A 22,622-nucleotide genomic window follows, 5' to 3' on the forward strand; every position below is an offset into this window, starting at 1 on the left:
GTGAAGAGGCTAAAATGAATAAAAAAACTGCAATCGTGTTGTCAACGACGATGATGAGTATTGCTACTGCGGCTTGCGCTTTTTGCATGGCTCAAACTGCGAATGCGTCTGAAAATAATTCTGCATCAGATGTGAAGCAGAATGTCACTAGTGTTGATTTTTCTAATGGGGGGGGGGCTTTCCCTGGTGATTTAGCAAAGTCACAAAAATCTGTAAAATCACAAGAAAATGTGCAGAATGATATATCTGCAAAGTCGCGCGATTTGGCGCAGTCACATGCTTCTAAACAGTCACAAGAAATTATTAGAAAACAGAAGTCTGATTCTGAAGATCATGAATCTAACTTTGCTAATGCTGATCCTTCCAGTAGTGAAACTAGGTTGACATCTTCCTCTGACTATAGTGGTTCTGTTGCCGATAACAAAGCTGATAAAAGAAATGATCCTACTGATGCGGATAAACCAAAAAACGATGAAGTAAGTACACAAAAATCAGTTAAAGCAGCAAAAGATGATAGGGCGTCAACAGATTCTACAAATAATGGCGAGAAGAAAAGCGAAGTTAAGCCTAATAAAGATGGCATATATGATTTTAGTAATGACAAGAATGTAACCAATCCGTTCCCGAATGTTATTACACCTGCTGAAGTCAAAGAGCTGCAGGATAAAACAACATCTGTTAGACCTCTGCCTTCTATTCAAAAGATTTTTTATACGCCTTATGGCAAGAAATTTTCTGTAGAGAATGGTCAAGCATCTGGCGATACTAGAAGTATTAATGAGATTATCAATACATATAATGGCAGGCTTGGAAGAGTTGATACATTCATATTTTTCCCGCGGGTTGATAAAGAAAGTGTATATACTGCCGATGGTCAATTTTACCCATACAGATCATCCCGCGAGCTAAAAAATCCAGATGGATCAGCAGATTTTGACTTTAATAAAGCTCCCGACAATAAGATCTCATACAGGCTCGAGGTAAATGGGAAGCTTATTGGATCCAATTTGGCTGATAAGACAAATATCACAGTATATATGAGAAAGAACCAAACGTTTATTCATGTTGTTATGGAGGGTGACAACACTCATGAAGCTATTTTTGGCTATGAAGGATTTAATCATGAAGACTCATCTGGAATTTTTGGATATGTCGCCTTTCTACCTGAATGTGGCGCGCAATTTCACTTTGTAGATGATTTGCAATATCGCAAGGCAGCAAACATTAAAGGGAATGATGATCTTCCACAACGTAGTTCTGGTGAAGCTGATAGGTTCTCTACTAAACCGTTTACCAAGTTGGATTTATCCGATTTGTCTGACGCGAAAAATATTTCCAAAGTTAGGTTTGGTAATAATCAGGTTGTCAGAAATATGTATACGCCTCTTCTAAGCTACGAAGGCGATCCCAAGAAAGATTCTATTAAGCGCCCAACTATGGAAGAGCTTAAAAACACGCAAATCACTGGTTATTTGTATTACAGTAATGATATAGACACGCCAAAAGACGGTACTTTTACTACTAAAAATGCTGACAAAAAACCTGGAAATTTCAATTACGGTATTGTTCGAGATAAAGATGACAATCAACTAAATACAAAGCATTATTATGTGACATTTAGACCAATTCCTACTCAGCTTGTTGTGCGATACAAAGATTTGCAAAACAAGATCGAGAGTGGTAAGAAATTTGGACTTTACGTTGGCGATAAGCAAATTGCTGGTGATTTCAAGTCATCTGAGTCTAGCGCAGCTCCAGAGTTAAACGCATTACAATCAATGATAACAAATAAAAATACGGCTTTGCTTAGTGAAGCTGCTGGTTATCTTTCCAATGGTTTTGCTTATTTGTCTCCTGGAAACTACATCGTAAAGTCTGCTGCTGAAGCGCCTACAAACTATGAGTGGGTTGTTGAACCAGAAAATTCAGCAGATATTAATAGCGCTACAATTGATGCAAAATTTAATATTGCGATTCATAAGGATAACTCAATTTCTACTCAAAAAGTTGTTACTTTTGTGTTGAGAAGAAAGATTGCTACCGTCAAATTTATAAATGATGATGACAAGAAACCGTATGCTACTGTGAAAGTTCAGCAAGGTCTCTCTATTAGTGGTGATGGTTTAACTGATCAGTCTATGCCAGCTAATCCTACTAAAGCTGGTTTTACTTTTAATGGTTGGTATAAGGATAAAAATGGAACTGGGGATGCGTTTACTGCGTCCACAATTGTAAGCGAGGATACTACTGTTTACGCTATTTATACGCAAATACCTCCTGCACCTACACCTGAGCCAACTCCTGAACCAACGCCAACGCCGACTCCTATGCCTGAGCCAGATGTGACTCCTGAATCTGAGCCGAAGCCTGTTCCTGATGTTCCTGACGATTCGTGGATTCCTGTTCCTGAGATTGTTCCTGAGAATCCAGAGTATTCTGTTGTTGAGCAGCCTGTGTTGAATCCTGTTCATTCTTCGGATAAGCCGGTGGAGCATTCTGTTGAGCAGAGTTTTAAAGCTGTTGATGCTGGTGAGGATTACAATGTTAAGGCTCCTGCTAAGCATTTGCCTGATACTGGTGTTTCACTGGTTATGTCTATAAGTGCTTTGTTTGTGTCTTTGTTTGCTGGTTTTGGTTTGTCTATGTTCAAGTCTCGCCGCAAGCATTAAATATGTGTGTAGTAGGTTGATTTTATGTAAGAATCTAGTTATGTTGTGTTGATATTGTGATTCAAGAATTCCCCCTGTTGTGTAACTTGTATGGTTGTTTGCAGGGGGAATTTGATTTTATTGTGTTTTTGCTGATTATTTTATTTGATGAATCATCAGTTTTTAGATTGCCGCGAGTAAGTATCCAAGGCTCCTCATGATGTGTGAATCGTTCAAGTTCTTTACCACTGTAGCAACAAAATCGCAACTATAGCAGTAAAGATGATTACCCAATATGCGCAATTGGGGAAACTAACTCGGTTCCTGAAGCGTCTCTTCGCATATCTGGCTTAGGTAGCTCTACGTTCGCTCCACGTTGTGTAGTCGCGTAAAGCGGATAGTTTCCAACGTATGCTGCCAAAATCGTGTTTTGCCCCTTAAGGAATCGCTGTGATCGCACGCCTCCGGTGCCGCGACCCTTTGTAGGGTACATTTCTAGCGGCGTAATCTTTGCAGCTCCGTTTTCTGTTCCAGCAAGCGCGTCGCTATCTCCAGCAAGAGTGAATACTACGCTTCCAGAAGCAGAAAATAGACCATTTTCGCCCTCTTCGTAATTCCATTCAACATCATTTTTAGCAACTACAGCAAAAGCAGAAACAGTGCATTCTTCATTAAGCCTAATTCCTGCCATTCCTGCAGAGCTTCGCCCCTGCGCACGCACTTGCTTTGCATCGAATGTAAGTAGGGAAGAATCGCTGCTTATAAACACAAGCCTATCTTCATCATTAGCAAGTGCTGCATTAATTACTGAATCGTTGTCTTTTAAGTCAATAATGCTCCAAGAATCCATTGTTGTTGGTGATTCAAAATTCCATCGTTTTACAACGCCATTCTTTGTTCCGATTGCGAGAGGAGTTTTAGAATCAGATTCGCTCAACGCAATAGCAGCTACGACTTTCTCTCCTCTAATTGGGTCTGTGCTTTGAGTAGAAGTTAATAATTCGCTTGCTTTAACACCATTGGAAAGAGATTCCGAAACGTTTTCATCTCCTTGATTTAAATGTGGCAAGTCTGCAACATGCGCTATTACTAATCGCCCTGCGGATGTTATTAAAGCGTATGTTGCTCGCGTAGTAGTAGTAAACACGTTTAAGCATGGAGTGTCAAAGATATTTGAAGAATGTGATTGCCATCTATTGAATGTTTCAACACTAGTTCTTGCTATAAGCCCAGATGTGCTCAAAGCTACGGCACACGGTTCGTCGCTTAATTGCAAAGCCGCTGAGGTTGCGTCAGTGTCTCCAGACTTACGAGCGGCGCTTGCGGCTGCTGCAACATCTGCCTGGGCATTTGTCAATTGATTTGCTGCAATAACTGCGTCCATAGCTGAATCAGAATTAACTTCTTTACTGTTTTTAGTGCAAACAGGCGTAAAGCTGCCGTCTTCTTGTTCGTCTAAAAGAATAGTTCTGCGCGGAGTATCCCACTGTTTTACAGCGTAATCCATTTCTGCAATCACAACTTTGTCTAGCTGGCTTGCGGAGCTTAGAATCTCGTTAAGTTCATCTATTTTTTGCAATAAGTCGTTTTTTTCGCCTTCTAGCTCGATTCGACTCATTTTTGTAAGTCTTCTAAGTCTTAAGTCAAGAATGTATTGCGCTTGAATCTCGTCTAAATCAAATACGCTAATAAGCTTTGATTTTGCGGTTTCTGCATCTTCGGAAGACCTAATTACTTGAATTACTTCGTCAATGTCTAGCATTGCAAGAAGCAATCCTTCTACAAGGTGCAGTCTCTCTTTGGCTTTGTTTAGTCTAAATTCGCTGCGCCTTCTAATAACGGTTCTTCTGTGCAAAATCCACACGTCTAGAAGCTCTCGAAGACCCATTGTGTGAGGTCTTCCATCAACTAGTGCAACGTTGTTAATCGTAAAGCTTTCTTGCAGCGGAGTGTGCTTAAAAAGTTGCGCAAGAACCGCGTTTGGGTCGAATCCTGTTTTTATTTCGATTACGATTCGCGTTCCGTTATGTCTATCTGTTAAGTCTATTGCTCCAGATATTCCGTCTAGTTTGCGCGCTTTTATGCCTTGAGATATGCGTTCGAGCACGCGCTCTGGTCCAACCATAAATGGTAATTCGGTAACAATAATCGCCTTTTTGCGCGCTGTAACGTTTTCAATATGCGTTTTCGATCTAGTTGTAAAAGCGCCTCTTCCAGTTTCGTACGCTTCGCGGATTCCACTTCGCCCAATAATTATGCCGCCGCCAGGCCAGTCTGGTCCTGGAACTATTTGCATTAAATCGTCTAGAGTAGCATTTGGATGCTTCATAACGTATTTTGCTGCAGCTACGACTTCGCCAAGATTGTGAGTAGCCATATTTGTGGCCATTCCAACTGCGATTCCAGAAGCTCCGTTTACAAGCAAGTTTGGTATAGCGGCAGGCAGAACAGTTGGTTCTTTTAGCTTATTGTCATAGTTTGGAGCAAAGTCAACAGTGTCTTCGTTTATATCTGCATTCATTCCAAGTGCTGCTGGAGCTAGTCGCGCTTCCGTGTACCTAGATGCTGCAGGACCGTCGTCTAAGGAACCAAAGTTTCCATGACCGTCAACCAGAGGGAGTCTAAGAGAAAATGGCTGAGCCAAACGCACCATTGCCTCGTAAATTGCGGAATCTCCATGCGGATGCAGTTTTCCCATAACTTCGCCTACAACGCGAGCAGACTTCATGTATGCGTGTTCTGGGGTAAGGTTCATGTTTCCCATTTGATACACGATTCGGCGCTGTACAGGCTTCATTCCATCTCTAGCGTCTGGCAATGCGCGCGCGTAAATCACCGAGTATGCGTATTCGAGGAATGATTTGCTCATTTCTTCGTTAAGCGGCGTTTCAACAATGTTTTCCTTAACCTTTCTAGGGTCGAAGGTTTGTTTTGCTGATTTGCTGCGTGAAGGCATGGTTTTGAACTCCTTGAAGTGATTTACAAGCCTTTATAATACCAATTTATGTGCACAAAACTTTATTAAATGCTTATTTTATGCTTATTTTACTCATAGTCTGTTATGCATTATTCATGATTTTGTATAGTTTGTGTTTTGACTACAATGTTGCTTATGAGTATTGAGATTCCGTCTGTGGATGATTTGCTGAATTTTGTTGATGATTCGTGTAACTCCAATCTTCGTTTGTCTGCGATTCTTCCAGCAGTAAGCTCTTCGATTGATGCTTCGATTAGTACAGCTGTTTATAATGATCCTGATACTGCGCGCATTAGTCTTGGATTTCCGAAGTCACAGAGTGCTGTTGTTGTGCTTGTAGACGGACTTGGCTATTGGAATCTTGCTATTAGAAAAGGTCATGCTCCTTATTTGCGCTATCTTCTTAACGATTGCGCAAATCAGCGTCCAATAAAGACTTGTATTCCGAGTACTACGGTTGCAGCAATGGCAACTTTTGGCACTGGAACATGCCCTGGTCTTACTGCAATGACGGGATACACGCAAAAAAATCCTAAAACGGGGGCATTATGTCAATTAATCCAATTTAGGGATGCTCCAGATCCATTAGATTTGCAACGCCAGCCTACAATATTTGAGTCGCTTTCTAATTTAGGTGTTAGAGCGAATCATGTAAGTCTTTCAAAATTTGAGGATTCTCCTCTAACTCAAGCAGCTTTTAGGGGAGCTAAATTCATAAGTGGATCAACTCCTAGAGCAAGAATTATGAATGCTGCCAATAGTACTAAAACGCCTGGTTTAACATATTTGTACCTTAGAGATATTGATAAAGTTGGTCACAATTACGGTTGGAAATCTGAGAATTGGGTTTCAGCTTTTGAGCAGATAGACGCGCAACTGAGTCTTTTAAAAAAGAATTGTCAAAAAGGCACTTTGATTGTTATTACTGCAGACCATGGAATGATTGAATCAAATCCAGATTTGAAAATAGATATTGCAAAAGATAGTCGTCTTACTAAAGGAGTGAAGCTTGTTGGGGGAGAGCCTAGGTCTGTTATGCTTTACGCGGAAGATGGCGAAAATCCAGATGACATTGCGTTAAGATGGTCTAACGTTTTGCAAGATAAAGCGCGTGTAAGAACTAAAGAGCAAGCTGTTAAAGATGGTGTTTTTGGGAAAGTCAGTCCGTTAGCATTAAGCGTCATAGGTGATGTTCTTGTTCAAGCAAAGTCATCTGTAACTATAGTGGATTCCAGGATAGAAACAGAAAAAGCCATGAACTTACCAAGCGTTCATGGCTCTATGAGTCACATGGAAATGGATATTCCATGCTTAGTTGATATAGCTTGATTTATGATAAATTAAGCCTCTCCAAAAAGAATCTCATCCCAACTAGGAACAGCAGCTCTCGTGCTCTTCTTAGCCCTAGTATGCTCGTTCATATGCTGTTTTGGTTCAGTTTTTGGAGTTTCTATAGCAACTGTTTTATCTGCTTGAACATGCGCATCTTCAGAATCTGATCCAAAAGTGTTTGATTTAGAATTTGCATATTTGCTTTTTGCAGAAGCAGAATTGGAAGAATCGACTACCGCATTTTCACTAGAATTATCTTGTGAAATGTTTGCGCTCGCATTTTCGCTACTATCTTCATTTTCTGAATTTTCTTTAGACTTATAGATTCCAGAATTAGAAGAAGAGTTTGCAATATTTGCAGCAGTTTCTGCGGCTTCTATGTTTTTTACGTTTGCAGAAGACTGTTCTGTATTATCTGGATTGTTAGATGGAGTAGAGTTTGATACCAAATCGCTTAGAATTGGATTTTCTGTATAACCATCTAAAGAATTATTAGTATTGTTGCTGTTTTGTTCTTTTTGTGCAGCCTCTGTTTGAATAGCAACATTTGCAAGATTAACGCTATTCCTTGATTCCCACTGACTCACAGCACGTTCTATTCTTGCAGAACGAATCGAATTTCCTGGAAGCTCATCATTTGCGAATGGGAAGTTTATGCTTACTGTGTCTCTATAAGCTCCTCCAAACTGTGATTTTTTAGAAGAAGAATCATTGTTCATAACTTCTTCGCCAAGCAACAATCTAGATGAAGGGTTTGCGCACGTAATAGAGTTGTCGTGCATATTCCAAGTCCACTCTGCTTTTATTGTTCGAGTAGCAGTGTTGAACTCTGCTGTTATAAGCCATGGTTCAAGTCCGCGTCTTGTGGCACGCCATTTTACAGTTTCCATTCCAATGTGTGCTTTTGCGAGAGTTCGTTCAATCAAATCTGAAATAGTTCTCATATTGCTTTGTTTTGGAGCTGGAACTGTTAAGAATTGCTCAATAGCATACTGTTTTTCTGTTTCAACGCCACTAGAGAATCTTTTAACTTGAGATTCGCTTACGTTATATCGCTTTGCAACATGTTCTGGATCGACGCCAGCACGTATCAGTGCTTGTATCTGAGATATAGGTAGTGTTGCCGTGGTAGCAGCTGGCGAATCATCAGATTTACTAATAGAATTAACTGTGTTTTGATTATCGCCACCAACATTTGTTAGTTTTTTTGATTCGGCAATCGCGCGCTCCAGCGTGTCGTCAACATGAATTTTTAACGGCGTGTTTTCAAAAATAAAAATTAAATCGCCATTATTATCCACATGATCGAAACTCGCCTCTTTTGGCGGATTTTCAAGCATTGTGCACCACTTTCCTCGCTTTTAACGCTACTTATAACATACTTTAGTCCATAGTCTGCCTTCTTTGCCATTTTCTATGAATAAAAAAGCGAGTATTCTATGCGGGGTAGCTTTCATGTATGCTATGCGCGTAGGTAGCTTTTATTAGATAGCTAAAAGTATAAAAGTAGATTTAGTAAGTAGTTTTAAAAACGAAAGGACCATAATGGCACAGGATTATGATTCTCCTCGTAGTAAAGACGAAGACGAGGAGTCATTGGAAGCGTTGAGTAAGGGTTCACAAAGCTCTGCTAACGATATAGACGATGATGAGAATGCTATTGCAGAAGATTACGAGTTGCCAGGTGCAGATTTAAGCAATGAAGATGCGTCTGTTACAGTAATACCAATGCAGGGTGATGAATTTATTTGCTCAGAGTGTTTCCTCGTAAAGCATCGTAGTCAGCTTGCACAAATGTCTCAAGATGGTCAGCCAGTTTGTAAGGAGTGCGCAGCCTAATGTCTTATGACGAGACCTACACTGGTCCAGAACAGGTAGAAGTTCTTATCAAGTATTTGGATAATTTGAATGATACTGATAGTAATCAGCCTGCTATGGAACATATTTCTTACGCTCATGCTGGAGATGCTGGGGCGGATTTACGAACTACGCAAGATGTGACTTTGCGCCCATTTGAACGTGCTCTGGTTCCAACTGGTGTTGCTATAGCTTTGCCAGCTGGATACGTTGCTCTAGTTCATCCGCGTTCTGGTCTCGCTGTAAAACAAGGTGTTACAGTTCTTAACGCGCCAGGAACCGTTGATGCTGGGTATCGCGGTGAAATTAAGGTTCCGTTGATAAATATGGATCCGAACAATACTGTGCAGTTCCATCGTGGAGATCGTATAGCTCAACTAGTTATCCAGCGTTATGTTGAAGCTAATTTTATTGAAGCAAATAAGCTTCCAGGATCAGATAGATCTACAAAAGGATTTGGATCTACTGGAGTGCAATAAATTACATAAATCCGGCCAGAGCTAAGTTTATTAGACTGAGTCGGATTTATTGTATTTAATATTAAGTTTATTGTGTTTAATATTAGACATGTAGATTATTGTATGATTTAGCTTGTTTTACAATGTAGGATAGTAACTATAAATCGGGAGGTGATATTCGATGGGTGAAAATCAAGACGACATTAAGGGCGCTAACATGCTCGGATGTGAAATTAGCGAAGATATGCGAGACCCATTGTGCCCAATATTGCGAATGTGTAAGTGGCATCATCCCGATGAGAATATGGAGATTTTGCACAAAGCTTATGCTAGAGCCGTAAAACAGCATACTGGTCAAAGGCGTAAATCAGGCGAACCATATATTATTCATCCTCTTGCTGTTGCTCAGATTTTAGCTGACCTAGGAATGGGTCCTATAGTTGTTGCTGCAGGATTATTACACGATACTGTTGAAGATACGGATTACACGCTAGAAGAGTGTAGGGCTGATTTTGGTGATACTGTTGCAGGATTAGTCGACGGTGTTACAAAAATATCAAACATGGAATATGGAGAAAGCGCTCAGGCGGAAACAATCAGAAAAATGGTTGTTGCAATGAGCCGAGATGTGCGAGTGTTGGTGGTAAAACTTGCAGATCGTTTGCATAACGCTCGTACATGGAGATACGTTAAGCCATCTAGCTCGCATAAAAAGGCTCGTGAAACTCTAGATGTTTACGCTCCTCTTGCAAATCGACTCGGTATGAACGCAATTAAGACAGAGCTTGAAGAGCTAAGTTTTAAGGTTTTATATCCAAAAATTTATAACGAAATAGTAGTTTTAGTTGCTCGTAGAGCTGGTCAACGTGAAGTTTATTTGCGTCAAATTCTAGAAGAAATCAATGAAGATTTAAACCAGCAACATGTAAAAGCTTCTGTTAAGGGGCGTCCAAAAGATTATTTTTCAATCTATCAAAAGATGATTGTTCGCGGTCATAATTTTGAAAATATTTACGATCTTGTAGGTGTGCGAATAATCGTTGATTCTATTCGGGACTGTTATGCTGCATTAGGTGCAGTTCATGCGCGCTGGAGTCCTGTTCCTGGACGTTTTAAGGACTATATAGCAACGCCTAAGCTAAATATGTATCAAAGCTTGCACACTACTGTTGTAGGTCCTGGTGGAAAGCCTGTGGAGATTCAGATTCGCACATGGGACATGCATAGGCGTGCTGAATTTGGTATTGCTGCTCACTGGAAGTATAAGGCAAACGGACAAGCTGGTCGCGCTTTAAGTAAGCCAGATAAAGGTGATGTTAAGCGTGAACAAGAAGAAAACAAAGAGCTTAGCGAATTAGATAATTTAAAGTGGATTCAGCAGCTTGCAGATTGGACCAGTGAAACGCCAGATTCTGACGAATTCTTGGGTTCCTTAAAGCAAGATCTTGGAGCTTCGGAAGTCTACGTGTTTACTCCAAAGGGAAGTATTGTTGCTCTTCCGCAAGATGCAACTCCAGTTGACTTTGCTTATTCTGTGCATACTGAGGTTGGTCACAGAATGATGGGCGCTCGCGTAAATGGAAAGCTTGTGCCACTTGACACTAAGCTTAACAATGGCGATACTGTAGAAGTTCTTACATCAAAGTCTGATACTGCTGGTCCTTCAAGAGATTGGCTCAGCTTTGTAAAAAGCCCTAGAGCTAGAAATAAGATTCGTCAATGGTTTAGCAAGGAACGCCGTTCGGAGGCGATTGAAGAGGGTAAAGACGAGCTTACGCGAGCTATGCGTAAACGTAATTTGCCTTTATCTACTTTACTTACTCCACAAGCGTTAATAGGTGTTGCAGAAGAGCTTAATATAACTGCTAATGTAGAAGCTGTTTACGCTGCAATTGGCGAAGGTCAAGTTTCCACTCAAAACGTTATTTCTCGTCTTGTTAAAGATGCTGGTAGTGAAGAAGTAGCTGAAGAAGCTCAGGAAGAAGCACTTCCGCTTAGGAGAGTTGAGCGTAATCGCAAATCTAATGGTGTTCTTGGTGTTTCCGTAAAGGGCGTTGGAGATGTGTGGGTTAAACTTGCTCGCTGTTGCATGCCTGTTCCTGGAGATGACATTGTTGGTTTTATAACTAGAAATCAGGGTGTTTCTGTTCATAGAACGGATTGCCAGAATATGATTGATTTGCAAAAGTCACAGTCGGAGCGTGTTATTCCTGTTCAATGGACTAGCGATAAAGGCTTGTTCCTTGTTAAAGTTCAAGTAGAAGCTTTGGATCGTCAGCATTTGCTTTCGGATGTTACGCGAGTTCTTTCGGATCATGGTGTAAACATTCTTTCGGGAACGATTGCTACTGGAGATGACCGCGTTGCTACAAGTCAATTTACGTTTGAAATGGCAGATCCTCAGCATTTGAACACTCTTCTTGCTGCAATTCGTAAGATTGATGGCGTTTTTGACGTTTATAGAATTACGGGCGCAAAAGATAGTGCGGAACCGCGACTCAGAAAAATGGAACGCGACTAAACAAGAAAACCTAAACAATAAAACTTCCAGTCAAATAATGTTTTGGCTGGAAGTTTTATTATTGCAATTTTATATTATTTATGCTTTATTTTAATTAATGTTATTACTTAATAACCTCAATAGATATAATTCCAACTGGCTCTAGTGGGGCATCAGACCTATCTGTTGGAACAGATTCGAGCTTATCTACAACAGCTTTAGATTCATCATCCACGACTTCTCCAAAAATGGTGTGATGACCATCAAGCCAAGGAGTTGGCACGGTAGTTATAAAGAACTGAGATCCATTCGTGCCGTGTAAGCGTCCGTCTCGTCCGCGCTGTTTTCCAGCATTTGCCATTGCAAGAAGATACGGTTTATCAAACTTTAAGGATGGGTCAATCTCATCGTCAAATTCGTAGCCAGGACCACCCATTCCGTTTCCAAGAGGGCATCCGCCTTGAATCATAAAGTCTTTGATAATACGATGGAATGTCAAACCGTCATAGAATGGTTCGTTGGATTTTTCTCCCGTAAAAGGATTCATCCACTCTTTTGAACCAGTCGCCAAGTCAACGAAATTTTTTACTGTAATAGGCGCTTTATCGTCAAAAAGATTAATCTTTATATCGCCTTCGGACGTATGCATATTGATAAGTGTCATAATGCGATTTTCCCATATGTTAAAGACTGTTCAAAACTGTTGCAAATAAAACTGTTGCAAATAAAAATAAGGCGAGCTTGAGCAGGATTAATCTTGCATTAACTCGCCTTATTTTCGTAATATCAAAACTTTAGAAACATAGATACTCTACGCTTTGGCGCTTTGATACAACGTTGAACCAGCTTCCTGGAACTTTTTACTCATCTCTTTCATACCCTCGGCAATAGCCTGACTGCGGGCTTCTTCAACAAGTTGTTCTTGTTGATCTGCGCCACCGAAACGCTTGCGAATATTCTGAGAAATAGCCATTGAGCAGAATTTTGGTCCACACATGGAACAGAAGTGAGCCATTTTTGCTGGCTCTGCTGGAAGCGTTTCGTCATGGAAAGCGATAGCGGTATCTGGATCGTAGCTTAAATTAAACTGATCCAGCCAGCGAAACTCGAAACGAGCCTTGCTTATAGCGTTATCTCTATCCATGGCATGCGGATGATGCTTAGCAAGATCCGCAGCGTGACAAGCAATCTTATAAGCAATAACACCTTGTTTAACGTCATCCTTATTAGGAAGTCCTAAATGCTCTTTAGGAGTGACGTAGCAAAGCATTGCCGTACCATAACGAGCGATTTCAACGCCGCCGATAGCGGAAGTAATGTGATCATATCCTGGTGCAGTATCGGTTGTTAAAGGACCAAGAGTATAGAATGGAGCATTTTGGCAAATTGCTTTCTCCATTTCAATATTCATGCGTACCGTATCAAATGGTACGTGTCCTGGTCCTTCAATCATAACCTGAACATCGTGTTGCCAAGCAATCTTAGTAAGTTCACCAAGCGTCATAAGCTCAGAAAGCTGAGCAGCATCGTTAGCATCAGCCAAGCTTCCTGGTCGTAAACCATCTCCCAAAGAGAATGCAACATCGTACTTGGCGAAAATCTCACATAATTCTTCGAAGTGAGTGTATAAGAAGCTTTCTTGATGGTGTTGCAAGCACCATTCAGCCATAATGGATCCGCCTCGAGAAACAATACCAGTTACGCGGTTTGCAGTAAGAGGCACGTAGCGAAGAAGTACGCCTGCGTGAATAGTCATGTAGTCAACGCCTTGCTCGCACTGTTCAATAACAGTGTCGCGGAAAAGCTCCCAGCTGAGCTTAGAAGCATCATCCTCAACTTTTTCCAAAGCTTGATACATTGGCACGGTACCAATCGGAACAGGGGAGTTACGCAAAATCCACTCGCGAGTTGTGTGAATATCGTTACCTGTGGAAAGATCCATAACGGTATCTGCACCCCACTTAGTAGCCCACGTAAGTTTTTCTACTTCTTCGTCAATAGAAGATGTTACAGCAGAATTACCCATGTTGGCATTGAGCTTAGTTAAGAAGCGAGAACCAATAATCATAGGTTCTGCTTCAGGGTGGTTGATATTGCAAGGAATCACAGCGCGACCAGATGCAACTTCAGAGCGAACAAGTTCCACATCGCAATTTTCGCGAGTAGCAACATACTGCATTTCTGGAGTGATAATTCCATGACGCGCGTACCACATTTGGGTAATAGGATGATCTGCAGCCTTCATTGGCTTATGAGTGCGACCACGCCACTCTTTTGAAGCTTTACCGCGCTTAATAGCTCGCTTGCCGTCATCTTGAAGATTTCGACTACGACCTTCATATTCAACAACATCGCCACGATCTCTAATCCAATCAAGACGAAGTGGAGCCAAGCCTTCCTTAGGATCGCACTTAGGTCCCTCTGTGTTGTAATCCTTAAATGGTGGGTTAGGGCCAACGCCTGGAGTATCAGAAAGCTTAATTTCTGTATAAGGAACTTCCAAATCGTAAGAACCATATTCATATTCAAAGTGAACTGGCGTAGTTTTACGAATATGAGCTTTGTCCCTCTGAGTACATCCGCGAGAAGCAATATCAACGCGCTGTTGCTTTGCTAATTTTGCAGCATCTTTTGCTTCTTTAGCATTAATGAACTTTGGCGTATTGTTAGCTTTCTCATCAGCTTTTTCCTGAACTATAACGCGTTTTGCATAACCGTGCTTTTGATTGCCGCGAATGTGCGTAAAGCGTTCCACGAATTCACTCATAGTGGATTCTGGTGTTTCGCTTGCGTACAATGCTTCAGATACAAACAATCCTGCAGCCTTACTGCGAGCAATCATGTCAACATCTTCTAAAGATGTTCTTCCTCCAACAAGTACTGGAAAATCGCTTGCTGAGCAAATAGTATTAATCTTTGCTACATCTAAAATAGTGTGATTTGGTTCTAATTCATAAGTTGGAGTAATGTTTTCGCAACCATCTTCTGGATTACGCATTGCCGTTACACAAATATAATCAATGCAGCCATCAGGAAGTTCATTAATAACCTTAACAAGACTTTCTGTTTCTACGGACAAGCCTATTATTGCGTCTTCTCCCAAAAGTGCTCGTGCTTCTTTAGGTTCCATGTCGCTTTGCGCAAGATGAACTCCATCGACTTTAATTCCTTGATTTCTTGCCTGCCAGACAACGTCAACTCTTCCGTCTATTACGAAAGTTACTGAATCACATTTATCGTTATCTTCTATGATTTGTGCAATATCTCGTGCGATTGATGTGATTTCTTTTGCGCTTTCATCCGCACAATTAAGCCTTATAAATGTTGATCCTGCGCGTAAAGAGTCGTCAACTATATCCGTGAGTGCGCGACTTTTGCATAGTTTAGGATTTGCAATAAAACATGTGTTTAGGTTGAACTGGTCACGCATTGATGCGTATGGATAGTTTGAGGTCATACTTAATCGTTGCTCCCTACGTTGTATTAACTAACAGGTTCGAAGGGTCAGGTTTTTCACCTATCTCAGCCTTCTTTAAAAAGAAAGCACCCCTGCAAAATGTTGTGACTCAGACATTCTACATTATTTGGTATCTTTTTAATAAATCGTAGGCATGTTGAATGGTTGATCATTTGATAAATAGAAAATCCTAGAAGCGATTAATAGATTTTACTGTATCTTACGCTACTAGGATTTTATTTGTGACTTTTTTATTTGTGACTTTTTATTGGATATTATCGACGTTCATGATGGTTGATTTTATTGGATATTAAATCTCCAACAGTTTGTACTACTTGCACAAGAAGAATACAGAAAATAACAGCAACACTCATAACATCGTATTGGTAACGCTGATATCCGTAGCGAATTGCAATATCTCCTAGACCGCCTGCGCCAACAGTTCCAGCCATTGCAGAGAATCCAAAAAGTGTAATGAAAGTCAATGCCGCTCCACGAATTAATGAAGGCAAGCTTTCAAAAAGCAATACTTTGAATACTATTTGCGTATTGCTTGCGCCAAAACTTTGTGCAGCTTCTATAAGACTTCCATCAACTTCTGCAAGAGATTGCTCAACAATTCGCGCTACGAATGGTGCAGCTGTTAAAACAAGAGGAACAATAGCGCCAGAAACTCCCAAAGACGTTCCAACAATAAGTCTAGTAAGTGGAATTATTGCAACAAGTAGGATTATAAACGGTATTGAGCGAACAATATTTACAATCCAACCTAAAACCGCATTCAAATATGAGTTAGGACGTATTCCTTGTTTTGCGCTTGTTATAAGAAGAACTCCTATTGGTAATCCTATTACGTATGCGAATAGTGTAGATATTGAAGTCATAGATATTGTATCTTTTGTGCCTTCAATAAGTAGTTCTCCATATTCGTCTATAAATTGTGAAATATTTTCTGGCATTTTTATTTCACCCCATTGTTTGTTGCGCTATTAGTGGTTATTCCATTTTCGGAATTACTATTATTGGATTTAGTTCCCCTATGGTTTTCAACATGTTCGTCTGCAATAAGCGTTTTTAAAATATTGCTTTGAGGATTTTTGAAAAGTGTTGAAGTGTCACCGATCTCTACGATTTTTCCGCCGTCAATCATAGCAACCCTATCGCAAATATTTCTTGCTACTGCTAACGAGTGAGTAATAATAACCAGTGTTACGTTAAGATCTCGGTTGATTCTTCTAAGCAAGTCAAGTATTTGTGCTGTAGTTGTTGAATCCAAGGCGCTTGTTGCTTCGTCACAAAGCATTATAGAAGGATTATTAGCAAGTGCTCTCGCTATTGCAACTCTTTGCTGTTGTCCGCCAGAAAGCTGAACAGGGTAGCGGTTTGCTAAATCTTTTAATCCAACTAAATCGAGTAAATACTTTGCTCGTTCTTCTCTTTTTTCTTTAGGAGTGTTGTTTAGTTCCAAAGGAAAAGTCACATTTTGTAACACAGTTCGCTGTTGAAAAAGACTAAAGTTTTGGAAAATCATTCCAATATTCGATCTTATTTTAGATAAATCTCTATTTTTGGCGTCCGTAATATCTTTTCCGTCTATTAGCACTCTTCCAGATGTTGGACGTTCTAACAAGTTCATGCATCTGACTAATGATGATTTTCCAGCTCCAGAAGATCCCAAAATACCAAATACTTCGCCTGATTCAATAGTTAAATTAATATCGTTAAGTGCTTCGTGCGATTGCTTACCACTTGAGTAAGTTTTATAAAGATGCTCAATTTGAATCATATTATCTCTCACTGATTTTGAAAAGCAAATATGAGGCACGTGCCTCTATGCTTTTGTGAGGCACATGTCTCATATTTGCTTAAGGTTAGAACAATGCAATCATCTTAGAAAACTGGCAAAACAGCGCCGTTGTAGTTTTTCTTTATAAAATCACGAACTGCATCTGTTTTTAACGCTTTTACAAGAGCCTTGATTTTAGCAAGCTTTTCGGATCCTTTCTTAACAGCAATAATGTTTTCGTATGTCTTAGCAGCTACGCCTCCAACTTTTTCGCTTGTAAGAGGATCTTTAGTTGGGTTAAATCCAGCTTGAATAGCGTAGTTTCCGTTTAGAGCAGCTAAATCAACGTCCTTAACAACTGTTGGAACCAAAGCAGCGTCTATTTCCTTAAACTTTAGATTCTTTGGATTAGAAACAATATCTTTCTTTGTTGCGTTAACATCCTTTGGATTCTTTAGCTTAAGAAGACCTGCATCTTGCAAAAGAAGAAGTGCGCGAGCTTCGTTGGTTGGGTCGCTAGGAACCGCAACTGTTGCGCCATCTTTTAAGTCCTTAATTGTTTTAGTCTTTCCTGGGTAAAGTCCAAATGGTTCAAAGTGGATTCCAGCAATAGAAATAATATGCGTTCCTCTTTCTTTATTAAAGTTATCTAAGTATGGCAAATGCTGATGGTAGTTTGCGTCTGCTTCGCCTTCTTCTACAGCAGTATTTGGTTGCACGTAGTCAGTAAATTCCTTAACAACCAACTTATAGCCTTGTTTTTGCAAAATTGGCTTAACTACTTTGTTCAAAATATCGCTGTGAGGAGTTGGGGAAGCTGCAACCTTAATCACCTTATCGTCTTTAGTTGCTCCATTTGCAGAAGATCCGCATGCGCTTAGTGAAAGCCCCAAAATCGCAGTTAGTGCTGTAAAAGCTGCAATAATCTTTGTGTTCTTCTTTGTGATTTTCATATTTTTCCCCTTGTCCTTTAATGTTTTTTGTTCGTTGATGTTTTGTTTCTTAGCAACGGAATATCAATATATGCGATTTTGTATCTTCTTCGCTACCTATTTTCTATTTGTATAATTTATGACGAGTTAGCAATACTAATGAAATCAGGCAGATATGTGACAATTAATTTTTTATACTTGCGATTGATTTTTTGTTTTTCGCTTGTTTTTTATGATTGGCGTTTTGCGATTTTTCTGTTTAGTGGATGCTTTTATTGCAATATGACTTTATACAATGCGGCTTATGCAACATGGATTATAATAAAAACATGACTTCTTTGCGTTTAGCTTTAGCTCAAATTGACACTTGCGTTGGAAACATAAGCAAAAATACGGATGAAATATTGCGATTTTGCAAAGATGCAAGTAGTGGAAACGCTGATATTGTTGTGTTTCCAGAAATGACACTAACAGGGTATCCAATCGAAGACCTTGCTTTGCGTGCAACATTTAGAAAAGCAGCTAGCGACGCTGCTTACAGTCTTGCAAAAATCTTAAAAGATAGCGGATTAGCTGACTTATACGTTGTTGTTGGAACAGTTGGTGTAGACGATGAATTAGGTAAGCCAAGAAATCGTTTACTTGTTATTCATGATGGAAAAGTGGAGCTTGTTTATGACAAGCATTTCTTACCAAATTATGGCGTTTTTGACGAATTTAGAATTTTCTCTTCTGGAGATGATTGCGGAATTCTAAACGTTAAAGGCGCAAAATTAGGATTTGCGATTTGCGAAGACATTTGGCAAGATGGCGGCCCAGTTGCGCGTCTTTCTAAAGAGGGGATTGATGTTTTAGTAACAATCAACGGTTCTCCGTACGAAGAAGGCAAAACGGATATTCGCTTAAAGCTGGCGCAAAAGCGTGCAAAAGAGCTTAATGCTCCTCTTGTTTACGTAAATCAAGTTGGTGCTCAAGATGATCTTGTTTTTGATGGCGGCAGTTTTGTAGTAAACGCAGATGGATCCCTGATCGAGCGTTCTAAAATGTTTGATCAAGACTTAAGTTTTGTTGATTTTAATACAGATTTAGATGCACAAAAGTGCTCAACGATTGCTCAAAAATTAGACCCAGACGAAGAAGTTTATTGCGCATGTGTTTTGGGACTTAGAGATTACATGCGCAAAAACGGATTTAAGGGCGTTTGCTTAGGACTTTCTGGCGGAATTGACTCTGCGCTAGTTGCAACTATGGCGGCAGATGCTTGCGGAGGGCAAAACGTTTGGGGAATCTCAATGCCAAGCATGTATTCTTCGCTTGGTTCTAAAGACGACGCTTGCGATTTAGCTAAGCGACTTGGAGCACATTACGATATTCAGCCCATTGAGCCACTTTTTAAGTCATTCCAAAATCAGCTTGATTTACAAGGTGTTGCTGCAGAAAATTTGCAAGCGCGAGTTAGAGGCGTGATTGTTATGGCGTACTCTAATTCAAAAGGATTGCTGGCACTAGCTACTGGCAATAAGTCGGAGCTTGCATGCGGTTATTCTACGATTTATGGAGATGCAGTAGGAGGGTATGCTCCTATTAAAGATTTGTTTAAGACTCGCGTTTGGGCGCTTTCTAGATGGCGAAATCGTGCTGCTCAAAATGGAGTAGGTCTTGGAATGTTACCTATTGCTGGCAGTGAAGATTTTCCTAAAGACAATGCTCCAAAAGATAGCATTCTTATACCTGTAAACTCGATTATTAAGCCTCCAAGCGCAGAGCTAAGACCAGGGCAAAAGGATTCTGATTCTTTGCCAGAATACGATTTGCTAGATAAAGTGTTGGAAGCTCATATTGAGCTTGCTCACGGTCGCGCAGATTTGCTTGCAGACGGTTTTGATGAGCGCACAGTTGATACAGTTATTAGGCTTGTAGACCGCGCAGAATGGAAGCGTAGGCAGTATCCGTTAGGGCCAAAAGTTAGTGCGATTGCGTTTGGAAGAGATAGGCGAATTCCAGTAACAACCGCGTTTAGAGAGTAGACGAAATCTTGGATACGTCTTGGGAAAAGTCGCAAGCATCCGTTGATTAACTACATATTGCATATGCGCTAGTTTGAGTATTCAAACTAGCGTTTTTTACTAAATTGAATACATAAAAGCATAAAATGTGAGGTAACTCACTTTAAAATAGTAAAAAATCGACGTGTACTGTTTAAACATTGCTTTAACATAGTAGAGAAGACGGCGTGAAGAAGCGTCGTGGATACGAAAGGAGTCAAATATGGCATCAGTGGATGCATCCGTTCTCACCGAAGAGGATCTTCGTGCAAAAGCGTGGGATGGATTTACAAGCGGCAATTGGGAAAAAGATATTGACGTACGCGACTTTATTTTAAAGAACTACACCCCATACGAAGGCGACGAATCCTTCTTGGCGAATGCTACCGAGAAAACGAAGCATATGTGGAAGTATCTCGATGACAATTACTTGGCAGTTGAGCGTGAGCGCCGCGTATACGACGTTGAAACTCATATTCCAGCAGGCATTGACGCAATGCCAGCAGGCTACATTGAAAGCCCAGAAGTAGATAACGTAATCGTTGGTTTGCAAACTGACGAACCTTGCAAGCGCGCTATGATGCCAAACGGTGGTTGGCGAATGGTTGAGCAGGCTATTAAGGAAGCCGGCAAGGAAGTAGATCCAGAAATTAAGAAGATTTTCACCGTTTATCGCAAGACTCATAACGATGGCGTGTTTGGTGTTTACACCAAGAATATTAAGATTGCTCGCCACAATAAGATTTTGACTGGTTTGCCAGACGCTTATGGTCGTGGTCGTATTATCGGTGATTATCGTCGCGTGGCTCTTTACGGCGTAAATATGCTTATTGAGTTCAAGAAGCGCGATAAGGATTCGATTCCATACCGCAACGACTTTACTGAGACCTAGATTGAGCATTGGATTCGCTTCCGCGAAGAGCATGATGAGCAAATCAAGGCTTTGAAGCAGCTTATTAACCTGGGCAACGAGTATGGCTTGGATTTGAGCCGACCAGCTCAAACCGCTAAGGAAGCTGTTCAGTGGACTTACATGGGCTATCTTGCTTCTGTTAAGAGCCAGGATGGTGCTGCAATGAGCTTCGGTCGTGTTTCCGCATTCTTCGATTGCTACTTTGAGCGTGATTTGAAGGCTGGATTAATCAACGAAACCGATGCTCAGGAAATCATTGATGCTTTGGTTATGAAGCTTCGTATTGTTCGCTTCTTGCGTACTAAGGATTACGACGCAATCTTCTCTGGAGATCCATATTGGGCAACTTGGTCCGATGCTGGCTTCAGCGATGATGGTCGCACATTTGTTACTAAGACTTCGTTCCGTTTGCTCAACACTTTGACTCTTGAGCATCTTGGGCCAGGTCCTGAGCCAAACATCACTATTTTCTGGGATCCAAAGCTTCCAGAAGCCTACAAGCGTTTCTGCGCACAAATCTCTATCGACACTTCTGCAATTCAGTACGAGTCCGATAAAGATATTCGTGAGCACTGGGGCGATGACGCTGCTATTGCTTGCTGCGTTTCCCCAATGCGCGTTGGTAAGCAAATGCAGTTCTTCGCTGCACGCGTTAACTCCGCAAAGGCATTGCTTTACGCGATTAACGGTGGCCGCGATGAAATGACTGGCATGCAGGTTATTGATAAGGGTGTTATTGACCCAATCAAGCCAGAAGCCGACGGAACTCTTGACTACGAGAAGGTTAAGGCCAATTACGAGAAGGCTTTGGAATGGCTTTCCGAAACCTACATTGAGGCTTTGAACATCATCCACTATATGCATGATAAGTACGCGTACGAGTCCATTGAGATGGCTTTGCACGATAGGGAAGTCTATCGTACACTCGGCTGCGGTATGTCTGGCTTGTCTATTGCTGCAGATTCCTTGGCTGCTTTGAAGTATGCAAAGGTTTACCCAATCTACAACAAGGATGCTAAGACCACTGAAGGTCATGAGTATGAGTACATCGAAGGCGCAGAAGACGACTTAATCGTTGGCTACAAGACGGTTGGAGAGTTCCCAATCTACGGTAATGATGACGATCGTGCTGATGACTTGGCAAAGTGGGTTGTAAGCACTGTTATGGGTCAGGTAAAGCGTTTGCCTGTGTACCGTAATGCTGTTCCAACTCAGTCTATCTTGACTATTACTTCTAACGTTGAATACGGCAAGAACACTGGTTCCTTCCCATCTGGCCACAAGAAGGGCACTCCTTACGCTCCAGGCGCAAACCCAGAAAATGGTATGGATTCTCACGGTATGCTTCCATCCATGTTCTCCGTTGGCAAGATTGACTATGACGATGCTCTCGATGGTATTTCTTTGACCAACACCATTACGCCAGATGGTTTGGGAAGAGATGAAGACGAGCGTATAACGAATTTGGTTGGTATTTTGGACGCTGGCAACGGTCACGGCTTGTACCACGCAAACATCAACGTTTTGCGCAAGGAACAGCTTGAAGACGCTGTTGAGCACCCAGAAAAGTACCCACACCTTACGGTTCGCGTTTCTGGCTACGCAGTGAACTTCGTAAAGCTCACTAAGGAGCAGCAGCTCGACGTTATTTCTCGTACATTCCACCAGGGTTCAGTTACTGACTGATTCTGATTGATTGCGAATGCCGCCGGGAGTG

13 protein-coding genes, 1 pseudogene and 1 riboswitch are annotated in these 22,622 nt (G+C 41.0%); of the genes and pseudogenes, 7 read left to right on the forward strand and 7 right to left on the reverse strand.

Annotated features, from left to right (window positions below; translation table 11 throughout):
• Positions 1-14: 14 nt before the first annotated feature.
• Positions 15-2,669 carry an InlB B-repeat-containing protein gene (locus tag GAVG_RS02360; protein ID WP_013399534.1) on the forward strand — a complete coding sequence of 885 codons (2,655 nt, stop codon included), beginning with the start codon at positions 15-17 and terminating at the stop codon, positions 2,667-2,669.
• Between the two features lie 265 nt (positions 2,670-2,934).
• On the opposite strand, the gene GAVG_RS02365 is transcribed toward GAVG_RS02360, so the two are convergent.
• Entirely contained in the window at positions 2,935-5,604 is a 2,670-nt protein-coding gene (locus tag GAVG_RS02365) for a DNA gyrase/topoisomerase IV subunit A (RefSeq protein WP_009993702.1), read from the reverse strand.
• Positions 5,605-5,760: 156 nt separating this feature from the next.
• Between GAVG_RS02365 and GAVG_RS02370 the strand changes: the two genes are divergently transcribed.
• The gene (locus tag GAVG_RS02370) at positions 5,761-6,954 is read left to right on the forward strand and encodes an alkaline phosphatase family protein (protein WP_161796623.1); all 1,194 of its coding nucleotides are present in this window, start codon (positions 5,761-5,763) and stop codon (positions 6,952-6,954) included.
• A gap of 11 nt (positions 6,955-6,965) precedes the next feature.
• Here GAVG_RS02370 and sepH read toward each other — a convergent pair whose 3' ends face one another.
• Complete coding sequence (sepH, locus tag GAVG_RS02375) at positions 6,966-8,297, reverse strand: septation protein SepH (protein WP_009993669.1); 1,332 nt, start codon at positions 8,295-8,297, stop codon at positions 6,966-6,968.
• 205 nt (positions 8,298-8,502) lie between these two features.
• On the opposite strand from sepH, the gene GAVG_RS02380 reads away from it, so the two are divergent.
• The 3 genes from GAVG_RS02380 (at position 8,503) to GAVG_RS02390 (ending at position 11,793) form a co-directional block, all read left to right on the forward strand.
• Positions 8,503-8,796: a DUF4193 domain-containing protein gene (locus tag GAVG_RS02380; RefSeq protein WP_004112589.1), complete on the forward strand. Its 294-nt coding sequence runs from the start codon at positions 8,503-8,505 to the stop codon at positions 8,794-8,796.
• Positions 8,796-9,293 (forward strand): dUTP diphosphatase, encoded by a 498-nt coding sequence (dut, locus tag GAVG_RS02385; protein ID WP_009993670.1) that lies wholly within the window; start codon positions 8,796-8,798, stop codon positions 9,291-9,293. Before GAVG_RS02380 ends, dut begins: the two co-directional genes overlap by 1 nt.
• Before the next feature lie 160 nt (positions 9,294-9,453).
• The gene (locus tag GAVG_RS02390) at positions 9,454-11,793 is read left to right on the forward strand and encodes a RelA/SpoT family protein (protein ID WP_013399537.1); all 2,340 of its coding nucleotides are present in this window, start codon (positions 9,454-9,456) and stop codon (positions 11,791-11,793) included.
• A gap of 103 nt (positions 11,794-11,896) precedes the next feature.
• On the opposite strand, the gene GAVG_RS02395 is transcribed toward GAVG_RS02390, so the two are convergent.
• The 5 genes from GAVG_RS02395 to GAVG_RS02415 form a co-directional block, all read right to left on the reverse strand.
• Positions 11,897-12,436, reverse strand: coding sequence for a peptidylprolyl isomerase (locus GAVG_RS02395; RefSeq protein ID WP_004112594.1), 540 nt, complete (start codon positions 12,434-12,436; stop codon positions 11,897-11,899).
• 147 nt (positions 12,437-12,583) lie between these two features.
• The gene (thiC, locus tag GAVG_RS02400) at positions 12,584-15,229 is read right to left on the reverse strand and encodes a phosphomethylpyrimidine synthase ThiC (RefSeq protein WP_013399538.1); all 2,646 of its coding nucleotides are present in this window, start codon (positions 15,227-15,229) and stop codon (positions 12,584-12,586) included.
• A riboswitch (TPP riboswitch) is annotated at positions 15,226-15,333 on the reverse strand. Its footprint overlaps the gene before it by 4 nt.
• 171 nt (positions 15,334-15,504) lie before the next feature.
• A complete protein-coding gene (locus GAVG_RS02405; protein ID WP_004112597.1) occupies positions 15,505-16,188 on the reverse strand; it encodes a methionine ABC transporter permease in 684 nt (227 codons plus the stop codon).
• Between the two features lie 2 nt (positions 16,189-16,190).
• Positions 16,191-17,015 (reverse strand): methionine ABC transporter ATP-binding protein, encoded by an 825-nt coding sequence (locus GAVG_RS02410; protein WP_004115441.1) that lies wholly within the window; start codon positions 17,013-17,015, stop codon positions 16,191-16,193.
• Between the two features lie 104 nt (positions 17,016-17,119).
• Positions 17,120-17,968: a MetQ/NlpA family ABC transporter substrate-binding protein gene (locus tag GAVG_RS02415; protein WP_004112601.1), complete on the reverse strand. Its 849-nt coding sequence runs from the start codon at positions 17,966-17,968 to the stop codon at positions 17,120-17,122.
• A 308-nt stretch (positions 17,969-18,276) separates the two neighbouring features.
• Between GAVG_RS02415 and GAVG_RS02420 the strand changes: the two genes are divergently transcribed.
• Both GAVG_RS02420 and pflB read left to right on the forward strand, forming a co-directional pair.
• Complete coding sequence (locus GAVG_RS02420) at positions 18,277-19,974, forward strand: NAD+ synthase (RefSeq protein WP_004118066.1); 1,698 nt, start codon at positions 18,277-18,279, stop codon at positions 19,972-19,974.
• Between the two features lie 241 nt (positions 19,975-20,215).
• Positions 20,216-22,591, forward strand: a pseudogene (gene pflB, locus GAVG_RS02425) (formate C-acetyltransferase).
• Positions 22,592-22,622 lie beyond the last annotated feature (31 nt).

Origin of the sequence: Gardnerella vaginalis ATCC 14018 = JCM 11026 (genome assembly GCF_001042655.1) — a bacterium.
In the GTDB taxonomy this organism is placed as follows: domain Bacteria; phylum Actinomycetota; class Actinomycetes; order Actinomycetales; family Bifidobacteriaceae; genus Bifidobacterium; species Bifidobacterium vaginale.